The sequence below is a fragment of the Frigidibacter sp. MR17.24 genome, assembly GCF_037095655.1.
GTDB lineage: Bacteria > Pseudomonadota > Alphaproteobacteria > Rhodobacterales > Rhodobacteraceae > Frigidibacter.
In genome coordinates, this window is the sequence record NZ_JBAWKE010000002.1 from 533,572 (window position 1) to 546,334 (window position 12,763).

General features: G+C 70.5%; 9 protein-coding genes. 7 read left to right on the top strand and 2 right to left on the bottom strand.

Features of this window, described 5'->3' with window-relative positions; translation table 11 throughout:
• Nucleotides 1-3: 3 nt before the first annotated feature.
• Entirely contained in the window at nt 4-3,348 is a 3,345-nt protein-coding gene (locus V8J39_RS09865; RefSeq protein ID WP_336460710.1) for a transglutaminase family protein, read from the bottom strand.
• A gap of 310 nt (nt 3,349-3,658) precedes the next feature.
• Here V8J39_RS09865 and V8J39_RS09870 point away from each other — a divergent pair, with 310 nt between their 5' ends.
• From V8J39_RS09870 to V8J39_RS09900, 7 genes are all read left to right on the top strand, one after another.
• Nucleotides 3,659-5,254, top strand: coding sequence for an ABC transporter substrate-binding protein (locus V8J39_RS09870; protein WP_336460711.1), 1,596 nt, complete (start codon nt 3,659-3,661; stop codon nt 5,252-5,254).
• Nucleotides 5,255-5,334: 80 nt separating this feature from the next.
• Nucleotides 5,335-6,327 carry an ABC transporter permease gene (locus V8J39_RS09875; RefSeq protein ID WP_336461198.1) on the top strand — a complete coding sequence of 331 codons (993 nt, stop codon included), beginning with the start codon at nt 5,335-5,337 and terminating at the stop codon, nt 6,325-6,327.
• On the top strand, nt 6,324-7,256 hold the full coding sequence (locus V8J39_RS09880) for an ABC transporter permease (RefSeq protein ID WP_336460712.1): 933 nt from the start codon (nt 6,324-6,326) through the stop codon (nt 7,254-7,256). Before V8J39_RS09875 ends, V8J39_RS09880 begins: the two co-directional genes overlap by 4 nt.
• A gap of 58 nt (nt 7,257-7,314) precedes the next feature.
• Nucleotides 7,315-8,145, top strand: coding sequence for an ABC transporter ATP-binding protein (locus tag V8J39_RS09885; protein ID WP_336460713.1), 831 nt, complete (start codon nt 7,315-7,317; stop codon nt 8,143-8,145).
• On the top strand, nt 8,142-8,900 hold the full coding sequence (locus tag V8J39_RS09890) for an ABC transporter ATP-binding protein (protein WP_336460714.1): 759 nt from the start codon (nt 8,142-8,144) through the stop codon (nt 8,898-8,900). The genes V8J39_RS09885 and V8J39_RS09890 overlap by 4 nt, the downstream gene beginning before the upstream one ends.
• A 4-nt stretch (nt 8,901-8,904) precedes the next feature.
• The gene (locus V8J39_RS09895; protein WP_336460715.1) at nt 8,905-9,972 is read left to right on the top strand and encodes a dipeptidase; all 1,068 of its coding nucleotides are present in this window, start codon (nt 8,905-8,907) and stop codon (nt 9,970-9,972) included.
• A 351-nt stretch (nt 9,973-10,323) separates the two neighbouring features.
• Nucleotides 10,324-11,517 (top strand): winged helix-turn-helix domain-containing protein, encoded by a 1,194-nt coding sequence (locus tag V8J39_RS09900; RefSeq protein ID WP_336460716.1) that lies wholly within the window; start codon nt 10,324-10,326, stop codon nt 11,515-11,517.
• Between the two features lie 136 nt (nt 11,518-11,653).
• Here the strand turns inward: V8J39_RS09900 and V8J39_RS09905 are convergent, their stop codons facing one another.
• A complete protein-coding gene (locus V8J39_RS09905; protein ID WP_336460717.1) occupies nt 11,654-12,523 on the bottom strand; it encodes an SDR family NAD(P)-dependent oxidoreductase in 870 nt (289 codons plus the stop codon).
• Nucleotides 12,524-12,763 lie beyond the last annotated feature (240 nt).

Sequence of the window (12,763 nt, forward strand, 5' to 3'; positions counted from 1 at the left end):
TCCTCAAATGCCGGCGGGCCGCCGCAGGTCGAGCGTCATCGGGAATTCCGGATGCGCGCGCTCTTCGGCCGGCCAGTATCCGCCGGGCGTATGGCCGAAGGGTTCGAACCGCGCAAGCCTGCGGGCCTCGGCCTCGTTGCCGTTCACCGGGAAGGTGTCGTAGCTGCGCCCGCCCGGATGGGCGACGTGATAGGTGCACCCCCCGAGCGCGTGCCCCGTCCAGCTGTCGAAGATGTCGAGCGTCAGCGGCGCGTGCACCGGCACCGTGGGCTGCATCGCCGCCGCCGGCTGCCAGGCCTTGAACCGCACCCCGGCGACCGAGACGCCCGCGGCGCCGGTCTTGATCAGCGGCAGCCGGCGCTGGTTCACCGTCACGATGTAGCGCGACGGGTCCGCGGCGGTCAGCTTCACCTGCATCCGCTCGGTCGAGCTGTCGGTGTAGCGCACCGTGCCCCCGATCGCGCCGGTCTCGCCCAGCACGTGCCAGGGTTCCAGCGCCTGGCGCAGTTCCAGGTGCACGCCCTCGTATTCCGCCTCGCCGCAGAAGGGGAAGCGGAACTCGGCCTGCGCCTTGAACCACTCGGGGTCGAGGTCGAAGCCATGCCGGCGCAGGTCGGCCAGCACGTCGAGGAAGTCTTCCCACAGGTAGTGCGGCAGCATGAAGCGGTCGTAGAGCTGGGTGCCCCAGCGCGTGAGGTCGCCGCCCGCCGGATTGTCCCAGAACCGCGCGATCAGGGCCCGGATCAGCAGCTGCTGCGCCAGGCTCATCCGCGCGTTCGGCGGCATCTCGAAGCCGCGGAACTCGACCAGGCCCAGGCGCCCGGTCGGGCCGTCGGGGCTGTAGAGCTTGTCGATGCAGATCTCGGACCGGTGGGTGTTGCCGGTGACGTCGGTCAGGATGTTGCGCAGCAGCCGGTCGGTCAGCCAGGGCATCGGCGGCACGCCCCAGCCCGGCGCCGGGATCTGCGACAGCGCGATCTCGAGTTCATAGAGGCTGTCGTGGCGGGCCTCGTCGATGCGCGGCGCCTGGCTGGTCGGGCCGATGAACAGGCCCGAGAACAGGTAGGACAGCGACGGGTGCCGGTTCCAGTGCAGGATCAGCGACTTCAGCAGGTCGGGCCGGCGCAGGAAGGGCGAGTCGTTGGGCGTCACGCCGCCGACCACCACGTGGTTGCCGCCCCCCGTGCCGGTGTGCTTGCCGTCGATCATGAACTTGTCGGCGCCCAGCCGGCACTGCCGCGCGTCCTCGTAGAGCGTCTCGGTGGTGTGGACGATCTGCTCCCAGCTGTGCGCGGGGTGGATGTTCACCTCGATCACGCCGGGGTCGGGCGCCACGCGGATCACGTTCAGCCGCGGGTCCCACGGCGGGGCATAGCCCTCGATATGCACCTTCAGCCCCATGCGCCGGGCCGCGGCCTCGGCCGCGCGCAGCAGGTCGAGGTAATCCTCGAGCCACACGACCGGCGGCATGAAGATGCACAGCCGGCCATCGCGCGGCTCGACCGACAGCGCGGTGCGCACATAGCCCTCGATCTCGGGCGCGCCCTGCGGCACGAAGCCCGCGGGCGCGGGGGCCGCGGGGATGAAGCTGGCCATCGGCTGGGTCCGACGCTCGCCCAGGGTGCCCTCGACCGGCTCGTAATCGGGCAGCGGCGGGCGCTCGATCGTGGGGTCGGCGGGGTTGTGGTAGGGATAGACCGCGGGCGACAGCCAGGGCAGCGAGTCGAGCGGCAGGCGATAGCCGACCGGGCTGTCGCCGGGCACGAGGAACATGTGCCCGCGCCGCAGGCGCCAGCGCTCCGACCGCCAGCCCGGCCCCCCGGCGCGCGCCTGCCAGCGCTGGATCGGCAGCACGAAGCCCGAGGGCGTGGTCAGGCCGCGATCGAAGACGCGGGCCATGCGGTGGCGTTCCTCGGCATCCTCGAGCTTGGAATTCTCGGGGGTGACGTTCTCGGGAAGCTGCGCCTCCTTGACCAGCCATTCGGCCGGGTCCTCGTAGGCGGGGATCACGTTGTCCTCGGGCACGTCCAGCTCGAACGCGATCTCGCGCATCAGCTCCTGCGCCTGCAGCGGCGTGGCGCCCGCATCGACGCCCTCGTCGGCGATCAGCGAGGTGTCGCCCCAGACCGGCTGGCCGTCGGCCCGCCAGTACAGCGAGAAGGTCCAGCGCGGCAGGCTCTCGCCCGGGTACCACTTGCCCTGGCCATAGTGCAGGAAGCCGCCCGGGGCGAAGCTGTCCTTGACCCGCCGGATCAGCCGGTCGGCGAGGATGCGCTTGGTGGGCCCGACGGCGCCGGTGTTCCACTCGGCGCTCTCGAAATCGTCGATCGACACGAAGGTCGGCTCGCCGCCCATGGTCAGGCGCACGTCGCCCGCCTGCAGCCGTTCGTCGACCTTGCGGCCAAGCGCGTTCAGCGCGTCCCAGGCGTCGTCCGAGAAGGGCTTGGTGATGCGCGGGTGCTCGGCCACGCGGTTCACCTTCATGTCGAAGGCGAATTCCGTCTCGGGCGTGCCGTTGGCCGAGAACCCGCCCGAGATCGGGGCGGCGTTGCGGTAGTGCGGCGTGGCGGCGAGCGGGATGTGGCTTTCGCCGGTCAGCAGCCCCGAGGTCGGGTCGAGCCCGATCCAGCCGGCGCCGGGCAGGTAGACCTCGCACCAGGCGTGCAGGTCGGTGAAGTCGACCTCGGTCCCCGAGGGCCCGTCGAGCGCCTTGAGATCGGGCTTGAGCTGGATCAGGTAGCCCGAGACGAAGCGCGCCGCGAGACCGAGGTGGCGCAGGGTGTTGACCAGCAGCCAGCTCGAGTCGCGGCACGACGCCTTGGCCAGCTCCAGCGTCTCCTCGGGCGACTGCACGCCGGGCTCCATCCGGATGACATAGCCGATCTCCTGCGAGATGCGCTGGTTCAGGCCGACGACGAAATCGGTGGTGCGCACGCGCTTGCGCGGGATCGAGGCCATCCACTTGTCAAACAGCGGCCCGCCTGGTTCGGGCTTGCGGTAGATCGACAGGTCTTCCTGCAGGTCGGCGGGATAGTCGAAGGGCCAGGTGTCGGCCGATTCCTCGACGAAGAAGTCGAACGGGTTGTAGACCGACATGTCGGCGACGAGGTCGACCTCGATCTTCAGCTCGGTCACCGGCTCGGGAAAGACGAAGCGCGCCAGCCAGTTGCCGTAGGGGTCCTGCTGGTGGTTGACGAAGTGCGGCTGCGGCCCGACGCGCAGCGAATGCGAGATCACGCGGGTGCGGCTGTGCGGGGCCGGGCGCAGGCGGATCACCTGCGGGCCAAGGATCACCGGCCGGTCGTACGTGTAGTGCGTGAGATGATAGATGCTCGCCTTGATCGACATGTCGTCGCAGTCCCCCGTTCCCAACGGGTCAAAGGGTTGCACGTTTTGCGCCGAGGCATCCAGTCTGTTTCGCATCCGCGGCGAAACGCGGCCCGCGGCGCATCCAAAGCCGGCAGACCGCCCGGCCGGAGGGCTGCGAAACGACCACCGCGCTGCCACCTCTTTCGGCACTCCGGGCCGGCCGGGCGGCCTCTCGCGACGGCAGCCCTTGACAGAAAATTTGACCCGGCGGTTAATTTGCGCCGCGCCTGCCAAGGGCCGCACAGACGGCCGAGGACCGGGGCCGACTATCCAACAGAGGGGATTTCAGATGTTTCACCGTTCGATCTGGCTGGCCACTGCCGTGGCGGCCTGGGCCGCCGTGCAGGGTGCGCCCGTCGCCGCCGAGACGCCGCCGGACACGCTGATCCAGGCCTGGTCCATCGACGACATCATCTCGCTCGATCCCGCCGAGGTGTTCGAGTTCTCGGGCGGCGAGATGCTGGGCAACAGCTACGAGCCGCTGATCGGCTACGACGTCGACGACGTGTCGAACGTCTATGGCAAGGTCGCGGACAGCTGGGAGGTGTCGGAGGACGGCAAGACCATCACCTTCAAGATCAAGCCGGGCCTGAAGTTCGCCTCGGGCAACCCGATCACCGCCGAGGACGTGGTCTTCTCGCTGGTGCGCGCGGTCAAGCTCGACAAGTCGCCCGCCTTCATCATCACCCAGTTCGGCTTCACCCCCGACAACGTCGAAGAGAAGATCCGCGCGACCGACGACATGACCGTCGCCTTCGAGATGGACAAGCCCTACGCCTCGTCGCTGGTGCTGTACTGCCTGACCGCCAACGTCGCGATGGTCGTCGACAAGAAGCTGGTGATGGAGCACGCCGAGGGCGACGACTACGGCTACAACTGGCTCAAGACCAACTACGCGGGCTCGGGTCCCTTCGTGATCCGCGAATGGCGCCCGAACGAGGCCGTCGTCTTCGAGCGCAACGACAACTACCACGGTGACGCGCCGGCGATGAAGCGGGTGATCTACCGCCACATCCCCGAACCCTCGACCCAGCGCCTGCTGCTGGAACAGGGCGACATCGACATCGCCCGCGACCTCGGCCCCGAAGAGATCGAGGCGATGAAGTCGAACGACGACATCAAGATCGACGAGGGCGTCAAGGGCTCGATCTACTACCTCGGCCTGAACCAGAAGAACGAGTACCTGTCGAACCCGAAGGTCGCCGAGGCGATGAAGTACCTCGTCGACTACCAGGCGATCGCCGATACGATCATGTCGGGCGTGGCGCAGGTGCATCAGAGCTTCCTGCCCAAGGGCTTCCTGGGCGAGATCGACGACGCGCCCTATTCGCTGAACGTCGAGAAGGCCAAGGAACTGCTGACGGAAGCGGGCTATCCCGACGGCTTCTCGGTGACGATGGACACGCGCAACACCGCCGACATCACCGCGATCGCCGAGGCGATCCAGGGCACGATGGCGCAGGCCGGCATCAAGCTGGAACTGATCCCGGGCGACGGCAAGCAGACGCTGACCAAGTACCGCGCGCGCCAGCACGACATCTACATCGGCCAGTGGGGCCCCGACTATCAGGATCCCCACACCAACGCCTCGACCTTCGCCTACAACCCCGACAATGCCGATGACGCGGCCTCGAAGCCGCTGGCCTGGCGCAACGCCTGGGACATCCCCGAGCTGACCCAGCAGACGGATGCGGCGATGATGGAGGGCGACGCCAAGAAGCGCGCCGCGATGTACGAGGACGAGCAGCGCCAGGTCATCGCCGACAGCCCGTTCGTCGTGATGTTCCAGCAGGTCGAGGTCGCGGCCGAGCGCAAGGGCGTGAACGGCTTCGTCCTCGGCCCGAGCTTCTCGGACAACTCCTTCGTCGGGGTCACCAAGGAGTGAGCGACGCGACCGTGACACGGCAGGGGCGCCCGCGCGCCCTTGCCTCCCGTTCGGGGGCCTTCGCCTGGGGCGCCGCCAAGGTGCTGGCGACGGCCTTCGTCACCTTCCTCGGGCTTTTGCTCGTCACCTTCGTCATCGGCCGGCTGGTGCCCGTCGACCCGGTGCTGGCGGTGGTGGGCGACCGCGCGCCCGCCTCGACCTACCAGCGCGTCTACCTGGAACTCGGCCTCGACAAGCCTCTCTACACCCAGTTCTGGATGTACCTGACCGACATCTTCCGCGGCGACTTCGGCGAGAGCGTGCTGACCAAGCGCCCCGTGCTTCAGGACATCGCCCGCGTGTTCCCGGCGACGCTGGAACTGGCGACCTCGGGCGTGCTGATCGGCACCCTGCTCGGCATTCCGCTCGGCGTGCTGGCGGCGGTGCGCCAGGGCGGGATCTCGGACCAGATCGTGCGCGTGATCGGCCTGATCGGCTATTCGGCCCCGATCTTCTGGCTGGCGCTGCTGGGCCTGCTGGTCTTCTACGCCAATCTCGGCTGGGTCTCGGGCCCGGGCCGGGTCGACATCTCGTATGAATACGACTTCACCGCGACCACCGGCATCCTGCTCCTCGACACCGCGATGCAGGGCCGCTGGGGCGCCTTCGGCAACGTCTTCTCGCACCTGGCGCTGCCGGCCTCGCTGCTGGGCTATTTCTCGATGGCCTACATCAGCCGGATGACGCGCAGTTTCATGCTGACCGAGATGGCGCAGGAATACGTCATCGCCGCGCGCGTCAAGGGCGTGCCGGAATGGCGCATCATCTGGATCCACGCGCTGAAGAACGCGGCCGTGCCCCTGATCACCGTCATCGTGCTGAGCTACATGAACCTGCTCGAAGGCTCGGTCCTGACCGAGACGGTCTTCGCCTGGCCCGGGCTTGGCATGTACCTGACGAACTCGCTGCAGAACGCCGACATGAACGCGGTGCTGGGCTGCACGCTGCTGATCGGCACCAGCTTCGTCGCGCTGAACCTGATCAGCGACCTTCTCTACCGCCTGCTCGACCCCCGGGTCCGGAGACGCGCATGACCGTTGCCCCCCCTGCCCCGCACGGGGCGTCCCGCCGCGAATGGCTGCTGTCCGAACAGCCCGCCTCGCGCCGCCAGGCCCGGCTCGGCCAGGCCTACCGCACCTGGCTCGCCTTCCGGGCCAATCCGCTGGCGATGGTCGGTCTGGCGATCATCGTCGTGCTGATCCTCGTCGCGATCTTCGCCAACCTGATCGCGCCCTACGACCCGCTGATCGGCGGCGACCTGCGGACCGAACGGCTGCTCGCGCCCTCGCTCGACCACCTGATGGGCACCGACGACCAGGCGCGCGACATCTTCTCGCGCCTCGTGCACGGCTCGCGGCTGACGCTGATGGTGGTGGCGCTGGTCGCGGTGATCGCGACGCCGATCGGCCTCGCCGTCGGCACGACGGCCGGCTATTTCGGCGGCTGGGTCGACACGGTGCTGATGCGCGTCACCGACGTGTTCCTGGCCTTCCCGCGCCTGATCCTGGCGCTGGCCTTCGTCGCCGCCCTCGGCCCCGGGATCGAGAACGCGATCATCGCCATCGCCATCACCTCGTGGCCGCCCTACGCGCGCCTCGCGCGGGCCGAGACGATGACGATCCGCGACAGCGACTACATCTCGGCGATCAGGCTGCAGGGCGCCTCGGCCCCCCGCATCATCTGGGGCCACGTGGTGCCGCTGTGCACCTCGTCGGTCATCGTGCGGGTGACCTTCGACATGGCGGGCATCATCCTGACCGCCGCGGGCCTTGGCTTCATCGGCCTCGGCGCGCAACCGCCGCAGCCCGAATGGGGCGCGATGATCGCCGCCGGCCGGCGCTTCCTGATCGACCAGTGGTGGGTCGCCACCATGCCGGGCCTCGCGATCTTCACCGTCTCGCTCGGCTTCAACTTCCTCGGCGACGGCCTGCGCGACGTCCTTGATCCGAAGGCGGCCAAATGACCCGTCGACTTTGCCCAACTATCCGGCTCCGCCGCCAGCCAAGCACGGAGGTCCCCGCATGTCGCTCCTGACCGTCGACGACCTGCGCGTCGCCTTCCCCTCGCGCCACGGGCCCGTCGAGGTGGTGCGCGGCGTCAGCTTCACCCTCGGGCGCGAACGTCTGGGCATCGTCGGCGAAAGCGGATCGGGCAAGTCGCAGACCGGCCGCGCGATCCTCGGGCTGACCCCGCCCCCGGGCCGCGCCACGGCAAAGACGCTGACCTTCGACGGCATCGACCTGAAGACCGCCTCGGCCCGCCAGTGGCGCGGCTTGCGCGGTGGCCGGATGTCGATGGTCATGCAGGACCCGAAGTATTCACTGAACCCGGTGATCACCATCGGCAAGCAGATCGTCGAGGCGCTGAAATTCCACGGCCGCCTGTCGGGGGCCGAGAAGAAGGCCCGCGCCATCGCCATGCTGGACGCCGTGCAGATCCGCGACCCCGAGCGGGTGTTCGACGCCTATCCGCACGAGCTGTCGGGCGGCATGGGCCAGCGCGCGATGATCGCGATGATGCTGGTGACGGAGCCCGACCTGCTGATCGCGGACGAGCCGACCTCGGCGCTCGACGTGACGGTGCAGGTCGAGGTGCTGCGCATCCTCGACCGGCTGGTGCGCGACCGCGGCATGGGGCTGATCTTCATCAGCCACGACCTGCGGCTGGTGTCCTCGTTCTGCGACCGCGTGCTGGTGATGTACGCCGGCCGCGTGGTCGAGGAGCTGGCTGCCTCCGAACTGCACCTGGCCAGGCATCCCTACACGCAGGGGCTGCTGAACTGCCTGCCGCGCCTGGACGACGACGTCCGCCCCCTTCCCACCCTGCAGCGCGAGGCGAGCTGGGCCGAATGACCTCCCTGATCGACATCCGCGACCTTCACGTCCGCTTCACCTCGGGCGCGTCCGAGGTCCATGCCGTGCGCGGCGTCTCGCTCTCGGTGGCCGAGGGCGAAAGCTACGGGCTGGTGGGCGAGAGCGGCTCGGGCAAGTCCACCGTCCTGCGCGCCGTCTGCGGCCTGGCGCCGACCTCGGCCGGCAGCATCCGGATCGCCGGCAAGGAACTGGCCGCGCCCCGCCCCGCGGCCTTCTACCGCGAGGTGCAGATGGTCTTCCAGGACCCCTACGCCTCGCTCCACCCCCGCCACACCATCGACCGGGTGCTGTCCGAACCGCTGGCGATCCACGGCTTTTCCGACCGCGAGACCCGGGTCGAGCGCGCGCTCGAAGCCGTGGGCCTCGGCAAGGGGTTCCGCTTCCGCTATCCCCACCAGCTCTCGGGCGGGCAGCGCCAGCGCGTCGCGATCGCCCGCGCGCTGATCCTCGAGCCGAAGGTGCTGCTTCTGGACGAACCGACCTCGGCGCTCGACGCCTCGATCCAGGCCGAGGTGCTGAACCTTCTCGACCGGCTCCGCGCGGAACGGGGCCTGACCTACGTGATGGTCAGCCACGATCTCGCCGTGGTCGCGCACATGTGCGAGAGGCTGCTGGTGATGCAGCACGGGCAGGGCATAGAAGAACTCACGCGGGCGGCCCTGCGCGCCCGCGCCGCAACCTCCTCCTACACGCGCTCGCTGCTCGAGGCGTCGCGTGGCTACACGGCAGCCTGATCCCATGACGCACAGCCCCTCCCCGGTTCCGGTCTTCGACGGCCACAACGACTTCCTGCTGCGCCTGCTGCGCAATCCCTCCGCGCGCGAGACGATCTGGCTGACGGGCGAGGGCAAGGGCCAGCTCGACCTGCCGCGGATGAAGGCGGGCGGCTTCGCCGGCGGGTTCTTCGCCGTCTACATCCCCTCGCCGCCCGATGCCTCGGGGCTCGACTACGACACGCTGATGGACAACCCGCCCTACCAGGTGGCCCTGCCCGCCCCCGTGCCGTTCGAGACCGCCGTGCAGACCGCCACCGCGATGATCGGCCACCTGCTGTGGATGGAGCGCACCGGCACGCTGTCGATCTGCCGCTCGACCGCCGACATCCGCGCCGCGATGGCGGCCGGGAAGATCGCCGCGATCCTGCACATGGAAGGCGCCGAGGCGATCTCCGAGGATCTCGACACGCTGCACCTGTGGCACGGGATCGGCCTGCGCTCGCTCGGGCCGGTCTGGTCGCGTCCCACCGCCTTCGGCCACGGCGTGCCCTTCGCCTTCCCCTCCGGTCCCGACACCGGGCCGGGCCTGACCGAGGCCGGCAAGCGGCTGGTGGCGGAATGCAACCGGCTGAAGATCATGCTCGACCTCAGCCACCTCAACGAGAAGGGCTTCGACGACGTCGCGCGCCTGTCGGATGCGCCGCTCGTCGCCACCCATTCGAACGCGCATGCCGTCACCCCCTCGGCGCGCAACCTGACCGACCGCCAGCTGGCGGTGATCGCGGACTCGAAGGGCATGGTCGGCCTGAACTACGCGACCTCGTTCCTGCGCCCCGACGGCCGCAAGGACACCGACATGACCTGGGAGCCGGTGCTGCGCCATGTCGACCACCTGCTGTCGATCCTCGGCGAGGATCACGTCGGCCTCGGCTCCGACTACGACGGCGCCGCGATCCCGGCGCCGCTGGGCGATGTCGCGGGCCAGCAGAACCTGATCGACGCCTTCCGCGCCCATGGCTACGGCGAGGCTCTGATCGAAAAGCTTGCCTGGAAGAACTGGCTCTCGCTGCTCGACCGCACCTGGGCCTGACCCCGCCGCGCCCCGAGGCCGGCTCCGAGCCCCCGGCCCCGCCCCCCTGCCCCGGGGCGGGCCCGACCGGATGCGGGCCCGGGCCCTGTGCGGCAGCCCCGGCCCTCCGCGCAAACCGTGCCCCGCGCGCCGTCAGAAACTGCCCGCCCCCAACCGCCCCCGGCCCACTGCCACCCGGTCTGATGCGCCGACAGCCCGCCGCCTCCGCCCCAGGCAGCACACCTCCGCCCTTGCCCCGCGATGCGCGGCGGCCGGCCTCCCCGCCGCCCCCCTTTCCCTTTCGCATTGGCCCAAATATCCTCGGGGGTCCGGGGGCAGACGGCCCCCGGCGCTCTCCACCCGGAGTCCCCGTTGATCCTCGAGAACCCCCTCGCACGCCGTCTCTTCCTCGACCGCCATGCGCTGGCCGGCCCCCCTGCCGGTGCCGCGTCCGGCCCCGATCTCCTGGCGCTGATCGATCGCCTCGGCTTCGTCCAGCTCGATTCCATCAACACCGTCGCCCGCGCCCATCACCAGATCCTGTGGTCGCGCCGCACCGCCTATCGCGCGCCGGCGCTCAAGCGCCTGCATGAACGCGACCGCAGCCTCTTCGAACACTGGACCCATGACGCGGCGCTGATCCCGGCCGCCTTCCTCGACCACTGGCAGCTGCGCTTCGCCCGCGACGCCGCCCGGATCCGCGAGCGCTACCGCCAGTGGCAGGGCCCCGCGTTCGAGGCCGAGATCGACACGGTCATCGCCCGGATCCGCGACGGCGGCCCGGTCGGCACCGGCGACCTCGCCACCCCGCGCGAGGGGCGCGGGCAGGGTTGGTGGGACTGGCAGCCCTCGAAGACCGCGCTCGAGTTCCTGTGGCGCAGCGGCCGGCTTGCCGTCACCCGCCGCGACGGCTTCGCCAAGGTCTACGACCTGGCCGAGCGCGTCTATCCGCAGGTCGTCGCCCGCGGCGAGGCCGAGACCATCGACTGGGCCTGCACCGCCGCGCTCGACCGCCTGGGCTTCGCGACCTCGGGCGAGATCGCGGCGTTCTGGGCCAAGGTCACCCCCGCCGAGGCCAGGGACTGGTGCACCGCGGCGCTCGCCAGCGGCGCGATCGAGGAGGTGAGGATCGAGGGGGCCGACGGCACGCTCCGGCGCCATTTCGCCCGTCCCGGCCTGCGCGCCGCCGCCGAAGCCGCGCCCGAGCCGCCGGGTCGGGTGCGAATCCTGTCGCCCTTCGACCCGGCCCTGCGCGACCGCGCCCGGGCCGAGCGGCTGTTCGGCTTCCACTACCGCATCGAGGTCTTCGTCCCCGAGGCGCAGCGCCGCTGGGGCTACTACGTCTTTCCGGTGCTGGAAGGCGACCGGCTGATCGGCCGCCTCGACGCCCGCGCCCGCCGCGCCGAGGGCGTTCTGCAGGTGCGCGCCTTCTGGCCCGAGGCGGGGCTGCGCATGGGCGGCGGCCGCCTCGCCCGGCTCGAGGCCGAGCTGTCCCGCCTCGCGCGCTTCGCCGGGGTGGAGACGGTCGGCTTCGACCCCGGCTGGCTGCGCGCCGGCCCCGGGTGAAGGCGCCCGGGCGCAGGGGGGTCCGGGGGGAGGCGCGCCTCCCCCCGGCGCCTGCCCGGGACCGGCCTGCCCGCTTGCATGCCCCCTGCCCCCTCGGGTCGCGCCACCGGCTTGCGGCGCCGCGGCATTTCGGGCGTTATGCGCCGGATCGGCAGACAGGAGACGGCCATGGCGGCAACCGCACGACAGCGCATCCTCGGCTGGTACTTCTTCGACTGGGCAAGCCAGCCCTATGCCACGCTNTCATCCCGCCATCGACGGTGATCACCTGCCCGGTGACGAAGCGCGCCTCGCACAGGTACATCACCGCGCCGGTGATGTCGGCGGGCTCGCCGATGCGGCCGACCGGGTGCTGGGCATGGTCCTCGGGCGACCACTCGGCCGGCGCCGGGTTCCCTTTCTGCCAGGCCGAGGTGTCGATCCAGCCCGGCGCGATGGCATTCACCCGCACCTCGGGGCCCAGCCCGATCGCCATCGCATGGGTCAGCGCCACGATCCCGCCCTTGGCCGCGGCATAGCCATAGCTGTCGGGCTCGGACTGGAACGCGCGGGTCGAGGCCATGTTGACGACCGCGCCGCGCGCCGCGCGCAGCGCCGGCAGGCAGGCCCGCGTCACCAGGAAGGTCCCCACCAGATGCGAGCCGATCCAGCCGTTGAAGCTCGCCAGGCTCATCTCCTCGAGCGGCGCCCCCTGCGCCGTCGCCAGCCCGCCGTTGTTGACCACCAGGTCCAGCCGGTCGAGCCCGGCCCGCGCCACCGCCTTCACCACCTGCTCCTCGACGGACAGGTCGCATTCGAGCGCCACAACCCCGGGCCAGTCCGCGATCTCGGCCAGCGCCGCCGCGTCGATGTCCAGCGCCGCGACCCGCCAGCCGGCATCCGACAGGTGGCGCACGATCGCCCGGCCGATGCCCTGCGCGCCCCCCGTGACCAGCGCGCAGCGGGTAAGGACCGCGGCCACGTCGGCCTCGGCGGTTTCGGGGGCGGGGGTTGCGTCTTCCAGCATCGGTCACCTCGGGGTTGAGAAGCGGGTCTGCGTCGCGGGCGGCCTTCCGGGGCGGCTGTCCGGGGCGGGCTTGCCGGACCCCGGAGGCCCGGCGCCGGGCGCGCCCGGCGATGCCCACCGATGCCCGCCGATCCGGTCCCAACGCCGCACCCCGCCTGCGGTTGCCTGCGCTCGCCGCATAAAACACGCGCAGATCCGGCCCCGGCGCGGGGATGCGACCTCGCGCCGCGCCCGGCTGGC

Excerpts from the sequence above, each read along its gene's own strand:
- V8J39_RS09865 (WP_336460710.1), bottom strand. The coding sequence starts at position 3,348 with ATGTCGATCAAGGCGAGCATCTATCATCTCACGCACTACACGTACGAC.
- V8J39_RS09870 (WP_336460711.1), top strand. The coding sequence starts at position 3,659 with ATGTTTCACCGTTCGATCTGGCTGGCCACTGCCGTGGCGGCCTGGGCC.
- V8J39_RS09880 (WP_336460712.1), top strand. The coding sequence starts at position 6,324 with ATGACCGTTGCCCCCCCTGCCCCGCACGGGGCGTCCCGCCGCGAATGG.
- V8J39_RS09885 (WP_336460713.1), top strand. The coding sequence starts at position 7,315 with ATGTCGCTCCTGACCGTCGACGACCTGCGCGTCGCCTTCCCCTCGCGC.
- V8J39_RS09890 (WP_336460714.1), top strand. The coding sequence starts at position 8,142 with ATGACCTCCCTGATCGACATCCGCGACCTTCACGTCCGCTTCACCTCG.
- V8J39_RS09895 (WP_336460715.1), top strand. The coding sequence starts at position 8,905 with ATGACGCACAGCCCCTCCCCGGTTCCGGTCTTCGACGGCCACAACGAC.